Here is an 18,735-nt window from a genome sequence, read left to right as displayed (position 1 = left end):
GTCACGGTAGAAGGTCAACACCGCCAGTAATGCGAAGATGCCGAAGTGGGCTTCGATCACCCCATGGGCCTGGTTGATGTGCAGCGCCGCCATCACCATCAGGCCGGCGCCCAGTGCACAGCGCATCACACGGGTGCCGCCGATGAGGCGGTAGAGCGCGGTCAGCACCACGCCGGTGCCGCCACCGACGATCAGCGCCTGTAGCCAGGTGTCATGCCAGAACGCCAACCCCAGGGAGAATAGCGACATCAGCCAGATCAATGCCAGCATGATGCGGTCGGCCTTGCGGTAGTGCTCAAGAAAACGTGGGCGGACGGGCATTCACTCTTACTCCATGAGGGTGGGGTGGCCGAGGTCGAGCAAGCACGCGGCGTGCCACGAAGGCCTGCCGCTGTGGAGTGAAGCAGATGTTCGGGATTTTTGCGGTTGCCAACGCTTTATCGGCGGACCTTTTGCGGACTTTAGAACGGCTGCCCGAACAGGCAGCCGCAGCAGCATGGGCGCTTAGAAGCTGTACTTGGCGGTCAGCATCATGTTGCGCGGAGCGCCATAGGAATCACCGCCATAGCTGGCGGAGTCAGCGATGGCCTGGTAGTACTTGCGGTCGAAGATGTTGTTGGCGTTGAGCTGCAGGTCCAGGTGCTGGTTGACCCGGTAACCGGCCATCAGGTCGGTGACGGCATAGCCGCCTTGCTTGAGCCGGTATTGGCTGCCATCTGCCAGTGCGATGTCGTTGTACATGCGGCTCTGCCAGGAAATGTTGCCGCCCACGCGAAGTTTTTCCAGCGGGCCCTGAAAGTTATAGCGGGTGGTCAGCTTGAACAGGTGCTCCGGGGTGTCGGTGTCGAACTGCTTGTTGACCTTCTGCGGGTTGGCGGCGTCCTTGATGGTGTGGGTGCGCGCGTAGGTATAACCACCGCCGACCTGCCAGTTCTCAGTCAAGGCGCCTTGCAGTTCGAAGTCGATGCCCTGGCTGCGGATTTCGCCCGAAGCTTGGTAGCAGGAGGCCTGCGGGCAATCCGGCACGACGATCTGTACGCCGCGGTTTTCCTGGTCGACGCGGAACACCGCCAGGCTCGCATTCAGCGCACCGCCCAGGTATTCGCCCTTGATACCCACTTCATAGTTCTTGCCGACGATCGGCTTGAGCGGGGTCGCGCTGGTGTTCTTTTCCTTCTGTGGCGTGAAGATATCGCTGTAGCTGACATACACCGAGTGCTGGTCGTCCAGCTCGTAGATCAGGCCGGCGTAGCGGGTGAGGTTGCGGGTGACCTTGTAGTCGCCGTCGCCATCGCGGTTATCGTAGTCGTACCAGTCCAGGCGCCCGCCGAGGATCAGCTTGAGCGGGTCGGCCAGGCTCAGGCGCGTGGTCAGGTAGAAACCATCCTGGGTGGTGACGTCGCGCGCGTTGTTGGTGTGGACGAAATTCGGCTTGCCGGCATTGAGCGGCCAGTTCATGTCGTACGGGCTGTAGTTGTGGGTGGTCATGTCGTAGATACGCTTGCTGGCGCCGACCACCAGTTCGTGGGTGCGCCCGAATGCCTGGAACGGGCCGCTGGCAAAGGCGTCGAGACCCGCCTGGTTTTCATCATAAGTGGCCTGGTACACCGTGCGGGCCAGAGTGTTGTCGGCCCAGCGCGACTGGTAGGAGCCGGAAAACAACGCATCCTGTTCGGAATAATTGGCGTTGACCTGAAGGTTCCAGTCATTGGCCAGGCGCTGGCGCAGCTCGGCGAATACCGTGTTGATTTCCTGGTCCTTGTTCTCCCAGTCGGTGCCCGGGTTGTAGGAGCGCGACAGGTTCAGGTGGTGACCATCCTGGCCGATCATCGATGAGCCCCAGAAGTAGTTGGTCTTGTCCTTCTGGTTCGAGAAACCGAGGGTAAGGCTGGTGTCTTCGCTCAGGTCGGCTTCGGTCACCGCATAGAACAGGCCGTGATCCTGCTCGGCTTTATCGATGAAACTGTTGGCATCGCGGTAGGAGGTCACGACCCGGCCGCGCCAGGTACCACTGTCGTTGAGTGGGCTGGATGCATCGAGCTCGCCGCGGTAGTCGTCCCAGCTGCCGGCGGCGCCGGTCAGGGTGACTTTCTGCTCATATAAAGGCCGCTTGCGGATCAGGTTGATGGCGGCCGATGGGTTGCCCGCGCCGGTGACCAGACCGGTAGCGCCGCGCACCACCTCGACGCGGTCGAACATCGCCAGGTTCGGCTGCGCGCCCACTGACGCGCCGTTATAGCCGCTGGGGATACCGTCATACATGAGGTTGTCGATGTCGAAACCGCGGGCGGTAAAGGCCTGGCGGCCAGGGCCGTTGGAGTAGTTCAGGAACAGCCCGGGCGTGGCGTTGACCACATCGTTGATGCTGGTCATCGCCTGGTCGTCCATGCGCTGGCGGGTGATCACGGTCACGGCCTGCGGGGTTTCACGCAGGGTCAGGGGGAGCTTGGTCGCGGTGCTCATCGAGCCAGTGGTGTACGACTCGGTGCCCTCGGTGGTTTGGCCAAGCTGCTGGCCGGAGACCTCGGTGGCGCCCAGTTCAATGGTGGCCGGTGCTTCGGCATCGGCGGCCAGGGCCGCGTGAGAGGTTGTCAGGCAAATGGCAATCGCCATCAGGCTGGGTGAAAAAACGTTGCCGCCGCGTTGTTGCACAAACATTGTTATAGGGCTCCCCAGAGGCCATCCGTGGCGAATAATAAATCTGTTGATAATTATTCGCATCAGTGTGGCAGATTGAATCCACAGGAAAAAGCCTTGGGGAAGAATTAGTTAACGGAGTTTTCCAGGAGTTGCGGGCCAGGCGTTGCATGGCGAGCCTCCCGGAGCTGGATGGATACCTTGCACTCAGTTGAACGCGGCAATGTATTTGGTCGGTGTCAGAAAACCCGCCGAGTTAAAGACTATGTACCGCAGTGGCCCCCGCATACACTGCGATACAAAGGCCGTTTTAGAACTCCATTCTCACGCCGAATGTGCCTTGGCGTCCGCGCAGCATATTGCTGTCCAGATTCTTTTCGGTACCGATCTCACCGTACAGGCTCACATCCTGTGCAACTTCCAGGGTAGCGCCAAGGCTGACATCCACCGTGGTGGATTTCTGCTCGGTGTCGATACGGGTCTCATGGTTGAAAAGCACGCTGTTGTCCCCGGCGCTGGCGTGCCAGACATTGGCCCTTACATAGGGCTGCAGCGGCATGCCATTGACCCTGTAGTCGCCGCGCAGGCGCACGCCCAGGCGCGTAGTGACATTGGTGTCGGCGTCATAGGAAATGTCTGAAATTCCATCGTTCTGGCTGTCCAGCTTGGTTTTGCCGACAATCAACTGCGCCTGGGGCTCCACGACCCAGTCGGCGCTGAGCGCCAGCGGCCAGCCGACTTCGGCGGAGGCGGTGACGTTATGCCCGCGGGTTTTCATCTTCACGCCACGGTCGGACTCGGTGTTGCCATCAAAGCGAGTACCCATCAGCACCAGGTCGAGATAAGCCTGGTTGGCGCCGATCAGCGTCCAGTAGGCCCCCAGGCTGTCGCCGCGCAATGTGGTCTTGCCGGCGTCCTTGTCCTCCCAGCCGCCGTTGAAGCCTTTCACATTGCCCTTGAGGCGGCTATGACCGACGAAGAAGCCGAGGCGTTGTAGCAGGCCGTTGTCCAGGCTGCTGGCGAACACATCGGTGCCCACTTGGAAGCCTGTCAGCGAACCATCCAGGGTAGGGCTGACCGCACCAGTGAAACTCTGGCGGCTGCTGTTGCCGTAGATCCGGCCCCAACCTGCCGGCAAGGCACCGGTTTGTTGTTGCCGGCTCTGGTCGCCCATGCGCTCGTGGTAGGTACCGAGCATGCCTTGCACGATTTGCTGGGCGGCGGGAAACAGCGCAGCGTACAGCGGCACTTCGGGACGGTAGAGCGGGATCTCCCTGTCGGTGGGGTTAGGTGGCAGTGGTGGGGTTTGAGCTACCGGTTCCGGCAACGGCGTGACCGGCCCTTCAGGTTCGGGCTGCGGCGTGGCTGGAATCGTGGAGCGCAGGTAGTAGTTTTCCCGGGTTCCGACCGTGGCCCCCCCTTTGTACAGGTAGTAGTCAAACGCCCCGGCGGTGACCGTGTTGCCCAGGGTAAAGGCCGTACCAGTCCCGCTCGCGCCATTGATCGCTTGCACCACTTGGATGCCGTCCTGCAACGTCGCGGCGCCAGCACCCCCAAGGTTGGTGACCAGCAGGCGTGTGCTGCCTTGCAGCGTGCCGCTGCTGACCACCAGTTTGTCGCTGGCCGAGTCGTCTGCCCCCAACACGGTTTGCAATGCCAGACGCCCGCCGTCGCCGGTGTAATTGCCGTTGATGGTCAAGGTGTCGCTGGCGGTGGAGCTGCCGGTGGTCATGTCGAGGGTGCCGCTGTTGGTCACATTGACCAGCTGGCCGGCGGTGAATGGGTCGATGCTGCCGGTGCCGACCAGCAGCGCACTGCTGCCATCGATGGACAGGGCACCGCTGCCGGTCGCGCTGTCTCCCAGCTTCAACGTGCCGCCCAGGATCATTTGCGAGCCGTTGCCCAGGCGGATGTTTTCCCATTGGGTGAAGAGGGCGGGGTCACCGACCTTGGTGTTGTCCAGGGTCAGGGTATCGATGCCCAGGCCCCCATCCAGCAATTGCGCCGCAGCCACCTGCGCTGCCACCAGCCCCTGAAGCAATGCGGTATCGTCGCCTTCCCCCATCAGCACGGAAGAATGCAGGTTGCCGCCGGACCAGACCAAGTCATCATTGCCGAAGCTGAGCAGCAGCTGCCCGTGGACGGTGCCACCGGAGATGACCACCTGATCGTTGCCGCCGCTTACGCTGATATTGCCGCCGATGATCGCGAGTCCCGAGATCAGGATAGTGTCCCTGCCGAAGCCGGTCACCAGGTTGCGGTCGATCGTGCCGCCAGACATATCAAAGAAGTTGTCGTCAAGTTTCATGTTGACGCGGCCAATCCTGCCCCCGGTCATCACCGCTCTGTCACCGTCGTCGAACGCGTCGATGATCCTACCGCCGCTCATCGAGAACACGTCCAGCCCGTCGCCCTGTTCCAGCGAGGCGATGGTGCCGCCGCTCATGGCAAAACGGTCGATGCCTGACCCCTGGGTGACAGCACCGGCCTGGCCTCCGGAAATCTGTGCGACATCGGCGCCCGAGCCCTGGCTGACCGACCCGGTGATACTGCCCAGGTTAAGCCGGAAAATATTGTTGCCGTCGCCTTGGTCGAGGCTGCCATCGATCCCGGCACTCGGGCCGTTCACATCGACCAGATCATTGCCGCCCCCGTACACCACATTTGCGCTCACTCTGCCGGTTGCGGTGATTTCAAGCGTGTTATCGCCGCCGTAATCGCTAAAGCCCGGCGCGGTGGCGCTGTCGCATTTGGAGGCGTCGTTGCCCGCCGTATTGTTGATGGTACACGCCCCATACGAGGCCAGCGGCCAGGCCGCCAGTACGATCGCTGAGGCAATGCCTGAGTACAACAGAGAAGTGATCCGTGTGCGCATGGTCGGCCCTCGCTTGAGCACAATGATGTCCCGGCACCTGGCACACCAGGCGCGGTTCAAAACCATGGCAACGACGAACGCGGTACGGATCAGGGACTACGGGTTACCTGCATCTGAAAACACCGGCCAATGCAAAGGGTTGGCATGGCTTTCTCGACTGCACCTTAACCTGTGCAGGACTTTTTGCACCTTAGCCGTAGATTTGATGGGCTGCTACTGTAAGAAATAACAGGTATAGACGAGTCAGCGTCTAGGCAAACACGATCTCGTAGGGCTCGCGTATACGCTCGAGCAACACTTGGACAAGCTTGGGCGGCAAACCGATCTGCGGATCGCCGACCAATTGGCTGGCATAGGCATGGGTCGCGTGCAGCTTGCGCGCCACGCTCCAGGTATCCAGGCGTACCTTGCGTGCGCGCTGCCAGGGGATCATGGAAGCCTCCCGTGCCGGCCAGTGCCAGGCCCAGACCGGCAGTTCATAGAGCTGTGCCCCCACCAGGTTGCAGGCCTTGGCGCTGGCGCGGCCGACGGCATCGTGATCGTCATTACCGTCGTGGCACCACGTGGTAAACACCCTGTCACCCGGCTGCAGGTAGCGTGCGATGAACTGGCTCATCGCCTGTTCGTGGGCGGCTAGCGCGTCATCGCGAAACCCGCCGCGGATCCATTTCAGGCTGTGCAACGGCATGCCCAGGCGGCGCAATGCTTCGGCGCTTTCCTGGGGGCGCACCACGCTCAAGCGGCTGGCCGGCCACACCTGGGAGCCGGGATGGCTGGCGCTGCCATCGGTGATGGAGATCAATTGCAAGGGGTGTTCGCGGGTACTGAGCAGTTGCAGCAAACCGCCGCAGGCCAGTACTTCATCGCCCGGGTGCGGGGCAATGATCACGACGCGTGCGCCGGGCGGCACCAGGTTGGCGAGTGCGATGGCAGGAACCTGTGCCAGCTGCGGCGCACTGTTCCAGATTTGCGCGGGGCCGCGACGGCCTTCGCTTAAGGAGGCAGGCTTCATGGGGGTGACATATCCTTGTCGGTTAATGCTGGGTCGTACCCCGTTGACGGGACGACGCTCTTGTTTTCACCCCAGGCTCCGCTGGGGTGAGTGCACGGCACGCCAACCCTGGCGTGCCGTGCAAGGCGTTATGAGCATAGACAAGGATCTGAGGCTTTTACACGTTGGCGTGTGGTTTTTTTACGAAACTTGCATCAGACTTTTCAAGTAGTCGCCGAACCCGCCCTGGGCACGGCAGTCCAGGCGATCGCAACGACTCGCCAGTGTTGCCACACTCATATGAACACCACTTCAAAAGGTTGCAGCAAGCGCTCCACCACATAGGGCGCCAGTACCGGTGGCAGGCCGATTTGCGGATCGCCTTCCAGTTGGCTGGCGAAGGCGTGGATCGCGTGGCGTTTGCGCGCCACGGCCTCGATGGTCAGCGGGATTTTGCGTGTCCGATGCCAAGGCACCATGTCGTCTTCAGCCGTGGCCCAGTGCCAAGTCCACACCGGCAGTTCATACAAGGTCGCGCCGACGGCCTGGGCCGCCTTGGCGCTGGCGCGACCTACGGCTTCGTGGTCGCAATGGCCATCTTCGCGCCAGGTGGCGAACACCACGTCGGTGGGTTTGAGGTGGCGCTGGATAAACTCGCAAAGCTGGGTTTCGCGCTCGGCCACTTTGCTGTCGGCAAACCCGGCACGCAGCCATTTCAAGCTGTGCAGCGGCAGGCCGAGGCGATGCAGGGCCTGGGCCGACTCCTGGGGGCGCACCACGCTCAGGCGCGCCACCGGCCAACGCCGGGAACCAGGATGGCTGGCACTGCCGTCGGTCACGGAGATCAACTGGATGGGCCGGCCCAGCAGTGCCAGACCTTGCAGCAAGCCACCGCTGCCAAGCACTTCATCGTCCGGATGCGGGGCGATGATCACCGCGCGATGCCCCTCGGGTACCAACTGCGCGACACTGATGTGCGGCAACTCGGCCAGCCGCGCCGAGGTTTGCCAGTGATTGAGCGACGCACCTTGGCCGACAATCGGATTGGGCTTCATAACGGCCACCTCCCTATGGGTTCGCCGGCAACCTGTTCGCCCAGGGCGGCAAGGTCGCGTGCAGCGGGCTGTCGAGTTCGGCAATGATCGCCAACGCATCGGTATGGCCTTCGAACAACTTGCACAGGCGCAAATCATGCCCCGCCACCTGCGCCAGCCTGCTGAAGCGGGCCAGGGTCTGGCCACTGCCGGGCAGCGGCAGTTGATCCAGACCTTCCTCCTGGAGTGCCTTCAGTGCGTCACCCAGGGCCTGCGTATGCGCATAACCCCGGTAGCCCTGAAGGAAACCGTGCAACGCCATCTCACACCTCGCCTTCACGCTGCAGCTCAAACAACAGCAGCGAGCGGCTGGTCACCGCGTATTCATGCTCGAAATCAAAGCGCTCCTGACCGCGTACCGCCGGATCGTTGGTGTCGAGCATGCATGTCCAGAACTCACCCTCTGGCACCGGCGGCAGGCGGAAATTGACCATGTCGTGATGAGCATTGACCACCAGCAGCAAGGTAGCGTCCGCACCGGCACGTCGAATCCCGGTTTCCTGGGCGCGGCCATCCATTAGCATGCCCAGGCAGCGGCCCTGGCTGTCTTCCCATTGCTCGGTGGTCATTTCGTTGCCATCCGGCGCCAACCAAGTGACGTCCTTCACGCCGATATCTTCGTTGTAGTCGCCGACCAGGAAGCGTCCACGGCGCAGGATCGGGTACGCCAGGCGCAACTTGATCAGGCGCTTGACGAACTTGAGCAGGGCCTTGCCGTCGTCGTCCAGGTCCCAATTGACCCAGCCGATCTCACTGTCCTGGCAATAGGCGTTGTTATTGCCATGCTGGGTACGGGCGAACTCGTCCCCGGCGACGATCATCGGCGTGCCTTGGGCCAGCAGCAGGGTGGCGAAGAAATTGCGCATCTGGCGCAGGCGCAGTTCGTTGATTTCCGGATCGTCGGTGGGGCCTTCGACGCCGTGGTTCCACGAAAGGTTGTTGTTGCTGCCGTCCTGGTTGTTTTCGTCGTTGGCCTCGTTGTGCTTGTCGTTGTACGAGACCAGGTCGTGCAGGGTGAAACCGTCATGGGCGGTGATGAAGTTCACCGAGCTGTAGGGCCGGCGCCCGCGATGGTTGAACATCTCGCCCGAGGCAGTCATACGCCCGGCGAAATCGGCCAGTTGGCCGTCGTCGCCTTTCCAGAACGCGCGCACGGTATCGCGGAAGCGGTCGTTCCATTCCACCCAGCCTGGCGGGAAGTTGCCCACTTGATAACCGCCGGGGCCGCAATCCCAGGGTTCGGCGATCAGTTTCAACTGGCGCAGTATCGGGTCCTGGCGGCAGGCGACGAGGAAGCTGTGGCGTTCATCGAAACCATCGCGGTAGCGCCCCAGAATAGTCGCCAGGTCGAAGCGGAAACCGTCCACATGCATCTCGGTGGCCCAGTAGCGCAGCGAGTCGGTGACCATTTGCAGCACGCAGGGGTGGCTCAGATCCAGGGTGTTGCCGGTGCCCGAATCATTGATGTAGAAGCGCTTGTCATCGGGCATCAGGCGGTAGTAGGAGGCGTTGTCGATGCCGCGCATGGACAGGGTCGGGCCGCGCTCGTTGCCTTCGGCGGTGTGGTTGTAGACCACGTCGAGAATCACTTCCAGCTTCTGCTCATGCAGGTGCGCGACCATCTCCTTGAACTCGGCAATCTTGCCGCTGGCCAAGTAGCGCGGGTCGGGGGCGAAGAACGCAATGCTGTTATAGCCCCAGTAGTTGGTCATGCCTTTTTCCAGCAGATGCTGGTCGTTGACGAAGGCGTGCACCGGCAGCAGTTCGACCGAGGAAATACCCAGCTGGCGGATGTGCTTGAGCACATCGTCTTCCATCAGGCCGGCGCAGGTGCCGCGCACCGACTCGCCCACCGACGGGTGGCGCATGCTGATACCGCGCAGGTGGGTTTCATAGATGATCGTACGGTCCCATGGCACCCGGACCGGTTGGTCGTTGCCCCAGGTGTGCGCCGGGTCGATGACCTTGCACTTGGGCACGAAGGGCGCGCTGTCGCGCTCATCGAAGCTGAGGTCGTCGTCCGGGTGGCCAATGGTATAGCCGAACAATGCCTCGGACCATTTGAGCTCGCCTACCAGCTGCTTGGCGTAGGGGTCGATCAGTAGCTTGTTGTGGTTGAAACGGTGACCATTGGCCGGGTCATAAGCGCCATACACGCGGTAGCCGTAAATCAGCCCGGGATGGGCGTCGGGCAGGTAGCCGTGGAAGATCTCGTCGGTGTATTCGGGCAGTTCGATGCGCTCCAGCTCTACCTCGCCGGCATCGTCGAACAGGCACAGCTCGACTTTGGTGGCGTTGGCCGAGAACAGTGCAAAGTTGACGCCCAGGCCATCCCAGGTGGCACCGAGTGGGAAGGGCAAACCTTCACGAATCCGCGACGGTTCATGTTCCTGCGTCGCTGTGGTTTTATCGGGTTTGCTCATTGAGTTGCTCCTGCAAAAAGTCTTTTTTCGGGCCGAGCGCAACCGTACTGACGGTGCTTCAGCGTATGACATGGGCGCAAACGGGCCTCCAGTACGGAGGCCCGAGGAATCATGGGGCGGGCGGTTTGGGCTTTTTCGGCGCGGCTGGTTTCTTCGCCGCAGGCTTTGCTGCGGCAGGTGCGGCCTTAGGCTTGGCGGCGGCCTTGGGCGCGGTTTTCGGCTTGGCGGCTGGCTTGGGCTTGCTAGGGGTCAGCGCTTCGGCTTCGGCCAACTTGCGCGCCATCTCCCAGTGACGGGCATCCTCGCCGTGTGGCTTGCCTTCGGACTCCCAGATCTGATGCGCCAATTCGCGAATGCGTTCCTCTTCTTTACTCATCACAAACTCCTCACAGAAAATGTTCAGCTTTCTTGATTATCAGGATTGATAAAGACATTGACCGGGAGATCCCCCAGGGCAGCGTTGATCAACAGCTCCTTGTTGGGTGTGACTGCGCGTGTTTGAAAAAGTCCCTTCCAGTTTTGTGTTGTGGCGGCGAACGGTAATTTAACCCGCGTGTCGCCCCAAACCGGCGCATTGATCTGGGGAAACATGCCATTTTCAAGCAGTTGATAAGGCCAACGTGGCACCACCACCACCAGCTGTTGGCCTTGATGTTGGCGATAGAACGCGACCACCCGCTCGGCATGCTGGCCGACCACTTCCAGGGCGGTATAGCTGCCGTGGCGGAACAACTCGGGACAGGTTTTGCGCAAGCCCAACACCTGGGCGATCAACGCCTGTTTGATACGCCCGTCACGCCAGTTGAACAACAGTTCGCCGATATCCGGTGGGGTATCGAGCGCGTGTTGGCGCGCAGCGAAATCCACCGGGCGACGGTTGTCCGGGTCCACCAGGCTGAAGTCCCAGAACTCATCGCCCTGGTACACATCCGGTACGCCCGGAACAGTGAGATGAAGCAAGGTTTGCGCCAGCCCGTTCAGGGCGCCGGCGGGGGCGATGGCTTGGGCGGCGCTGTTGAGCGCACTACGCAACGGCGCACCGGCTTCACTGAGTAACAGGCGCTTGAGGAACCCTTCGACACCTTGTTCATAGGCGTCGTTGGGGGCGCTCCAACTGCTCTGCAACTTGGCCTCGCGCAGGGCTTTTTGCTGCCACTGCCAGAGGCGTTGCTGATAGGCCTTCAGGTCTGGGTTGTGCTCCAGCGGCCAGCTGCCGAGCAGCACCTGATACAAAATCAGCTCATCACCCGCCGAGGGGCTGTCAGCATTTTCCCGTAAGGGCGCCGCCAGGCTGCGCCAGTGCTCTACCTGTTCGGCATACCAGGGCGCGCACTCGCTGAGCACCGCCAGGCGCGCACGGGTATCTTCGCCGCGTTTATGGTCATGGGTGGCCGTGGCCAGCAGGTTGTCGGGGAAGGCCTCCAGGCGCTGTTGATTGGCAACGTGAAAGTCCGCCAACGGCGCACTGAACTGTTCGGTACTGAAGCCCACATCATTACGCGACAGCAGCACCGCCGAGCGATAGAACGCGGTGTCTTCCACGGCCTTGGCGGCGGCGGGCGATGTCAGCTGCTGGAAGCGCACGCAGGCATGCTTGAGGATCTTGCGTTCACGGCCCACCGGGCGATTGCGCCAAGGCTGGCCGCCCAGCCATTTTTCCAGATGCTCAAGCACCGGCCAGTCGCCTTCGTTGAGGGTGCTGCGCGCACCGTCCATGGCCTGCTGAAATATCTTGTCGTCGGCCGCGCTGCGGCCCCTGGCGCTGATGTAGGTGCGGTACACCGGGAAATGCACGATCAATTCCTGCAAGGCCCGGCGGATGGCGCCCAGGGTCAGGTCGCGGGTCATCACATCGTCGCGGGCCACTTGCAGCAAGGCCTGGGCCACGCTTTCGAAGTCGCCGCCCAACGAGCCGTTGAGGATCTGCTGGCGCGCCAGCCGGGCCTCTTCGATAAACGCCGAAGGGCGTTCGCTGTGCCGCGTCCACAATTCGGCCAGCGGGGCAAAGCCGTCTGGGTGGTGTTGCAGCAGTGACAGTTGGTTCATGAACTCGTAGCCGGTGGTGCCGTCCACCTGCCAGTCTTCACGCAGGGTTTCCCCTTCACCGAGGATCTTTTCCACGAAGATCGGCAAATGGCGCTGGGGCGACAAAGCATCTACGCGGCGACGCAACTTACGGCAATAGCCCCGCGGGTCGGCCAGGCCGTCGATATGGTCGATGCGCAGACCGTCCACCAGGCCTTCGCTGATCAGCTCGAAGATCTTGCCATGGGTGGCTTCGAACACCGCCGTGCGTTCTACACGCAGGCCGCCCAGCTCATTGACGTCGAAGAAGCGCCGCCAGTTGATATCGTCAGCGGCGGTGCGCCAGCTGGCCAGGCGGTAGGCCTGTTGTTCGAGCAGATGATGCAGGCGCTCGAATCCCTCGGGCTGGCGACCATCGAAGGCGGCCAGCCGCTGTTCGATTGCCGGCAGAACTTCGGTAGCGCGTTCGGCCAGCGCTTGCTTGAGCCAGGCGGCTTCGGCGTAGGCGTCGTCCTGATAGGCGAGGGCGGCAAAGCGCTCGGCCAGCGGCTTGAGCCCCTCGTCGTGGCCAAGGATCAAGGCGTAGTCCCTTGGGCAGATCGGAAAACGATGTTCGTAGTGTTCGACGTAGAAGGCCCCGTGAGCGGGATCGAACTTGAGGGTCAGCGTACCGCTCTGCAGGGCTTCACCGTAATCGCTGCCCAGGAACGGCATGAGCAATTGGCCTTTGAGCAGGGGGTCGGGCGAATGCCACTGGATATCGAAGAATTCGCTGTAGGGGCTCAAGCGCCCCCACTCCAGCAGGTCCAGCCACCAGGGATTATCCGCACCGCCCACCGCCATATGGTTGGAAACGATATCGAGGATCAGCCCCATGTCGTGCTCGCGCAGGGCGGCGACCAGGCGCCGCAACGCCGCTTCGCCGCCCAGCTCCGGGTTGACACGGGTGGGGTCGACCACATCATAGCCATGCATAGAGCCGGCGCGGGCGCTCAGCAGCGGCGAGGCATACAAATGACTGATGCCAAGCTGGGCGAAATACGGCACCAACGGCACCGCGTCATCAAGGGTAAAGTCTTTATGAAATTGCAGGCGCTGGGTTGCGCGCAGGGGCAGTGCTTTCATCGGTCACGCTCATAAGCTTGGTTGCGCGCTACCGCCAGCAGTTCGAGGCGGCGCGCAGCACTATTATTGTCGAGCAGGCTGGCGGCCTCGCCTGGCAGGCGACGGCGCCAATTGGGGTGGGTGTCGAGGGTGCCGGGCAGGTTGGCTTGCTCTTGGATGCCCAGTGCGTCCTCCAGCGGCAGCAACACCAGTGGCGCGCGGGTATGCCCCAGGTAGCGCACACTGGCGTCGATCATATGGTCGGTGTCGTTGCGGATCTCATCGACAAAGTTCTGTGGGTCCTGACCCAAGGCTTGGCGCAGCGCCTGGCGTTCGTGCAAGCGGTGCTCGCTCCATTGCTCCACGGTCGGGGCGTCGATCAGGCCGAGTTGGATATTCCATTCGATATCGCGGCTGTGCCACCAACCGTTGAGGGTGGGTAAGTCGTGGGTGCTGGTGGTGGCCAAGGCGTTGTCAGGCCAGTCCAGGATCGGCTTGAATTGGCCTTCATGGTTCTGTTCGAACAGCAGCACGCGCATGCCCAGGATCGAGCGGGCGCTGAGCTTCTCGCGCAGGCCGTCGGGCACGGTGCCGAGGTCTTCACCGAGGACGATGGCCTGGTGGCGGTGGGATTCCAGGGCCAGCAGGCGCAGCAGGTCGTCCACCGGGTAATACAGGTAGGCACCTTCATGGGGCGAGGCACCCAGGGGAATGACCCACAGGCGCTGCAGGCCCATCACATGATCGATACGCAAGCCGCCGGCATGGGCGAAGTTGGCCCGCAGCATTTCGATAAAGGCACGAAAGCCGTTGCGCTTGAGGCCTTCGGGGGAGAACGCCGAGATGCCCCAACCCTGGCCCGCACGGTTGAGAATGTCCGGCGGTGCGCCGACGGTCAGGTCGGCCAGCAGCTCATCCTGGCGGCTCCAGGCCTGGCTGCCGCCGCCGTCCGCGCCCACCGCCAGGTCGGCAATCAGGCCGATGCCCATGCCGCTGCCACGGGCGGCTTGTTGTGCGCGCTCCAGGCTGCGGGCAATCAGCCATTGGGTGAAGGCGAAGTAACCGATCTCATCGCGGTTTTGCTCGGCAAACTGCGCGAGGGCCGGGCTTTGCGGGGTGCGCCAGGCTTCGGGCCAATGGCGCCAGTCGAGGTCTTCGCCGGCGGCGGCGCGCTGGGCTTGTATGGCCTCGAACCGGCAATGGTTTTCCAGGGCTTCGCCGCCGCACTGGCGGAAGCTCTGGAAGTCGGCATGCTGCGGGTGCGCGCCCTGGCGGAAGTCTTCATACAACGTACGCAACAGGCGTTGCTTGGCCTTGGCGGCGGCGGGCCAGTCGATCAGGGGCAGTTGCTCCAGTGCGTGCAGTTCGTCCGCCAGCCCGGCGGCTTCGATGGCATTGCGCACCTCACGCTCACCCAGGATGCACGCGGGCGAAGCATACAGGCTGTTGAGAAACAGGCGGCTGGACGGCGAGTAAGGGCTGAAACGTTCGGTGTCGGCGCTGAACATCGCGTGCATCGGGCTGATCGCCACCGCCTCGGCACCGCGCTCGGCGGCCGCGCGCACCAGATGCTCCAGGGCCAGGGTGTCGCCGAAGCCGCCATCGCCGAGGCGGCGCAGGGCATACAGCTGCGCGCTCAAACCCCAGGCTCGGGCGGGGCGGCTGTCCACCGCGTCGGCCACGCTGAAGCAGTGGGCGGGGGCAACGGCCAGGGTGAAAGTTTGCCCGTCGATATGTACCTGGTGGTAGCCGAGGGCGATCACACCGGGCAGCACGGCATCGCCGTCGAGGCGCAGCTCCAGGGTTTCACCGCCTTCGAGGCTGACGCGACACGGGGTGTCCGGTGCGAAGTAGCGCGCCAGGTCCAGGCCTTCACCGCTGTCGGTGGTCATCAACGGCGGCAGGTGGGTGTCTTGTTGTACTTGCTCAAGCTCGCGCAGGCTGGCGTCGATCTCGGCATCGGTGTCGGCCGGGTGCCCCAGCCCTTTGAGGACCGCACGCAGGGCATCGGCTTGCACATGTTGCGGGCGACCGTTGGCATCGATCCAATCGACGGCCAGGCCCGCGCGGCTGGCGAGTAGTTCCAGGTTCGCTTCGCTCAAAAGTGTTCTCCAGCAGGGGATAGGGAAACGCGGGCGCTGTGGGGTGGCAACTGCGCACCTTGCTCGGCCGGCGTTTGGAAGATGAGGTGTCGGGGCGCCGGGTGGTCGAGGGGCTGTTCGCCAAGGTTCAGGTCGATCTGCAACAGGCTGCCGTTGCCCAGGCGCCAACGCGCCGTGACGGCGCCCTCGGCCAGCACCTGTGCGCCCAGGGCCGTGGCGCCGGGCAGATGCGGCGCCACATGCAGGTGGCGCAGGCTCAGCAGGTGACGATAGAACTGGGCGTGGTCGTTCTCGACAAATGAAGGCATCGATTGCAGGAAGGTGGGCAATGCGTTGGGGTCGGGGATGCGCTCGCGTTGCTCGGGGTCGTGAAATGCGGCGAAATCGGCGAACTCATTGCGCCGACCTTCGCGCACCGCCTCGGCCAGTTCACCGTGATGGTCGGTGAAAAACAGGAAGGGTTCGGTGGCGTTAACCTCATCGCCCATGAAGATCATCGGAATCATGGGGCCCAGCAGCAACAGGGCGGTCGCCGCTTTCAGCGCCTGGGGCGAACATAGCTGGTGCAGACGTTCGCCCAGGGCGCGGTTACCGACCTGGTCGTGGTTCTGCAGAAACGCCACGAAGGCGCTGGGCGCAAGATCGGCACTGGGTTCGCCGCGTGCATGACCATGGCGGGTGGTGTCGCCCTGGTAGATAAACCCTTCGCCCAGGCAGCGTGCCAACTTGGCAGTGGGCTGTTCGGCGAAGTCGCTGTAATAGGCATCGGTTTCACCGGTCAGCAGCACGTGCAGCACGTTATGAAAGTCATCATTCCATTGGGCGTCAAAATCCTCCTCTAGCAGGCTGGCCTGGTTCAGCTCGTTTTCCAGCACCAGCCAGACGTGACGCCCGCTGTCCACCCGCTGACGCACTCGCTGCGCAAGTTCTTTCAGGAAACCGGGATTATCGATGGCGTGCACCGCATCCAGGCGCAGGCCGTCGAAGCGGTATTCCAGCAACCACATCAAGGCGTTATCGAGGAAGAAATCCCGTACTTCACGGCGTTCGAAATCGATGCCTGCGCCCCAGGGCGTGTGCACGTCTTCCTGGAAGAACCCCTGGGCGTACTGGCCCAGGTAATTGCCGTCGGGCCCGAAGTGGTTGTAGACCACATCCAGGATCACGGCGAGGCCGTGGGCATGGGCGCTGTCGATCAGGTGCTTGAGTTGCTCGGGTGAGCCATATGAGGCGTGGGGCGCGTAGGGCAACACGCCGTCGTAGCCCCAATTGCGTTCGCCGGGAAATTGCGCCAAAGGCATCAGCTCAATGGCGGTGATGCCCAGCTCGGCCAGGCGCGCCAGGTGCTTCTCCACCTCGGCGTAACCGCCCATGGCGCCAACGTGCAGTTCGTAGATCACCGCCGTATGCCAGGGGCGGCCATGCCACTGGCTATGGCGCCACTCATAGGCGTGCGGGTCAACCACTCGGCTCCAACCGTGCACATCCACGGCCTGGGCCCTGGACGCGGGGTCGGGCACCGCCTTTTCCCCATCGATGTTGAAGCGGTAGAGCGTGCTGGCAGGGCACGCCGCCTTTACTTCGAACCAACCATCTGCCTGGGGCAGCATGGCAATGGATTTCCCGTGTTCCAATTCAACGCTGACATGAAGCGCATCTGGCGCCCACAGAGCAAAACGCGTGTGTTGCGCGTCCAGCATGATTGCGCCGTGGGACGAGGTTTCCAGAGTCCGTGGTGGCATCTATGAAGCCCTCCCAATGATTATTTAGTCGATTTCCCCAGAGCCTTGGCCACCAGTTGTTCGTAGAGTTCGGCGTAGGGTTCTACCGCCTGACACCAGTTGAAAGGTTGGGTCATGGCGCAGCTGCGCATGGCGTTGAGCAGGCCAGGCAGGGCAAAGACCTTGAAGGCGCGGCTCAGGGCTTCCTTGTAGCTGTCCACAGTGGACTCGTTGAACAGAAAACCAGTGACGCCATTTTCAATTGTGTCCGCCAGGCCGCCGGTGTTACGTGCCACCGGCAACGAGCCGAAGCGCTGTGCATACATCTGGCTCAGGCCGCACGGCTCATAGCGCGACGGCATCAGCAGGAAGTCGCTGCCGGCGAACATGCGTCGAGCATCGGTCTCGTTGAAGCCAATGCGCACGCCTACCTGGCCCGGGAAGCGCAACGCCAGCTCGCGCATGGCCTGTTCTTCTTCCGGCTCGCCACGGCCGATGATCGCGATCTGGCCGCCGTTTTCGACGATGAAACCGGCGACCGCCTCGGTCAGGTCCAGGCCCTTCTGGTAGACCAGGCGCGACACCACAGCGAACAGCGGGCCGCTGGATGGCTGCAGCCCAAACAGCTCGCGCACATGGGCGGCGTTGATGGCCTTGCCTTCCCAGTCGCCGATATTGAAGTTGTGGGTCAGGTGCGTGTCGGTGGAGGTTTCCCAGCTTTCGTCGATGCCGTTGGGAATCCCGCTGAGCAGACCTTGCTGGGTCTTGCTGGCGAGAAACCCATCCAGGCCGCAGCCGAATTCCGGGGTGGTGATTTCCTGGGCGTAGGTGGCGCTCACGGTGGTGATATGGCTTGAATAGGCCATGCCGGCCTTGAGAAACGACATCTTGCCGTAGAACTCCATGCCTTCCTGTTGCAAGGCGTGGGGCGGAATGCCCAGCTCGGGCGTCGACGCCAGGCTCACCACGCCCTGGTAGGCCAGGTTATGAATGGTGAACAGCGTCGGCGTGCGTGACCCACGCCAGTGCATATATGCCGGGGCCAGGCCAGCGGGCCAGTCGTGGGCGTGCACCAGGTCCGGGCACCAGTGGATTTGCGCCAGGTTGGCGGCCATGTCGGCGGCGGCCAGGCCCAGGCGAGCGAAGCGAATATGGTTGTCGGGCCAGTCGCGACCGTTGTCGGCGCCGTAGGGCGTGCCTTCGCGCTCGTACAGCTCGGGGCAGATCAGTACATAGATGACCAGGCCGTCCTTGAGGTCCATGCGCCCGATCTTGCACGGTGGCAACGCGGCGTGGCCGCCCAGCTCACCGACAATGTGAATCGGGTTGTCGCTTTCCATCACCTGCGGGTATCCGGGGATCAGCACCCGCACATCGTGCAGGTGCGCCATGGCGCGGGGCAGGGCGGCGGACACATCACCCAGGCCGCCGGTTTTCACCAGGTCGGCGAATTCGGAGGTGACGAACAACACTTTCTTTCGATTCGGGTTCTGACTCACGATCGGCCGCACAGTGTTGGGCAGGTCGGCCAAAGACTTAGCCCCCCCTGCCGGCTGACTAAAACGCTCTCCCTGAGTATCTACTGCGGCACTGATCATAATGCACTCCCACTGTTGGTTGGCTAATGGCCCGCTGCCATCGGCTCCGATTGACCGCATCCTGCGGCCAGGCACACAAGCGCTGTACAAACTGGCAAGGCGTATGCCAGTTGCGGCTCAGGCTAAAAAAGATTGGATGGACGGGCATTTGGCGTGATGCGCGTA

Annotated in this window: 10 protein-coding genes and 1 pseudogene; all 11 read right to left on the bottom strand. The window is 62.6% G+C overall.

Annotated elements, in window-relative coordinates; all coding sequences use genetic code 11:
• Positions 1–504: 504 nt before the first annotated feature.
• The 11 genes and pseudogenes from TU73_RS13500 to glgA all read right to left on the bottom strand — a co-directional run bounded on the left by TU73_RS13500 (position 505) and on the right by glgA (position 18,570).
• Complete coding sequence (locus TU73_RS13500; RefSeq protein ID WP_057012642.1) at positions 505–2,658, bottom strand: TonB-dependent siderophore receptor; 2,154 nt, start codon at positions 2,656–2,658, stop codon at positions 505–507.
• Between the two features lie 289 nt (positions 2,659–2,947).
• Positions 2,948–5,512 carry an autotransporter family protein gene (locus TU73_RS13495; protein WP_057012641.1) on the bottom strand — a complete coding sequence of 855 codons (2,565 nt, stop codon included), beginning with the start codon at positions 5,510–5,512 and terminating at the stop codon, positions 2,948–2,950.
• A gap of 250 nt (positions 5,513–5,762) precedes the next feature.
• On the bottom strand, positions 5,763–6,524 hold the full coding sequence (locus TU73_RS13490; RefSeq protein WP_057012640.1) for a PIG-L deacetylase family protein: 762 nt from the start codon (positions 6,522–6,524) through the stop codon (positions 5,763–5,765).
• A gap of 275 nt (positions 6,525–6,799) precedes the next feature.
• The gene (locus TU73_RS13485; protein WP_057012639.1) at positions 6,800–7,558 is read right to left on the bottom strand and encodes a PIG-L deacetylase family protein; all 759 of its coding nucleotides are present in this window, start codon (positions 7,556–7,558) and stop codon (positions 6,800–6,802) included.
• A gap of 40 nt (positions 7,559–7,598) precedes the next feature.
• A pseudogene (locus TU73_RS13480) lies at positions 7,599–7,859 on the bottom strand (acyl-CoA dehydrogenase); the annotation flags it as partial.
• Position 7,860: 1 nt separating this feature from the next.
• Positions 7,861–10,020: a glycogen debranching protein GlgX gene (gene glgX / locus TU73_RS13475; protein ID WP_057012637.1), complete on the bottom strand. Its 2,160-nt coding sequence runs from the start codon at positions 10,018–10,020 to the stop codon at positions 7,861–7,863.
• Between the two features lie 109 nt (positions 10,021–10,129).
• The gene (locus TU73_RS13470) at positions 10,130–10,396 is read right to left on the bottom strand and encodes a DUF2934 domain-containing protein (RefSeq protein ID WP_057012636.1); all 267 of its coding nucleotides are present in this window, start codon (positions 10,394–10,396) and stop codon (positions 10,130–10,132) included.
• 23 nt (positions 10,397–10,419) lie between these two features.
• On the bottom strand, positions 10,420–13,170 hold the full coding sequence (locus TU73_RS13465; protein ID WP_057012635.1) for a malto-oligosyltrehalose synthase: 2,751 nt from the start codon (positions 13,168–13,170) through the stop codon (positions 10,420–10,422).
• Positions 13,167–15,251 (bottom strand): 4-alpha-glucanotransferase, encoded by a 2,085-nt coding sequence (malQ, locus tag TU73_RS13460; protein ID WP_057012634.1) that lies wholly within the window; start codon positions 15,249–15,251, stop codon positions 13,167–13,169. The genes TU73_RS13465 and malQ overlap by 4 nt, the downstream gene beginning before the upstream one ends.
• A complete protein-coding gene (gene treZ / locus TU73_RS13455; protein ID WP_057012633.1) occupies positions 15,248–16,993 on the bottom strand; it encodes a malto-oligosyltrehalose trehalohydrolase in 1,746 nt (581 codons plus the stop codon). The genes malQ and treZ overlap by 4 nt, the downstream gene beginning before the upstream one ends.
• A 20-nt stretch (positions 16,994–17,013) precedes the next feature.
• Positions 17,014–18,570, bottom strand: a complete 1,557-nt coding sequence (glgA, locus tag TU73_RS13450) for a glycogen synthase GlgA (protein ID WP_082642610.1) — start codon at positions 18,568–18,570, stop codon at positions 17,014–17,016.
• Between the last annotated feature and the right edge of the window lie 165 nt (positions 18,571–18,735).

This window comes from Pseudomonas libanensis, from assembly GCF_001439685.1.
GTDB classification, from domain to species: Bacteria; Pseudomonadota; Gammaproteobacteria; order Pseudomonadales; family Pseudomonadaceae; genus Aquipseudomonas; species Aquipseudomonas libanensis.
The sequence above is the reverse complement of the archived record's forward strand: the minus strand, read 5'-3'. Positions and strand labels throughout refer to the sequence as shown.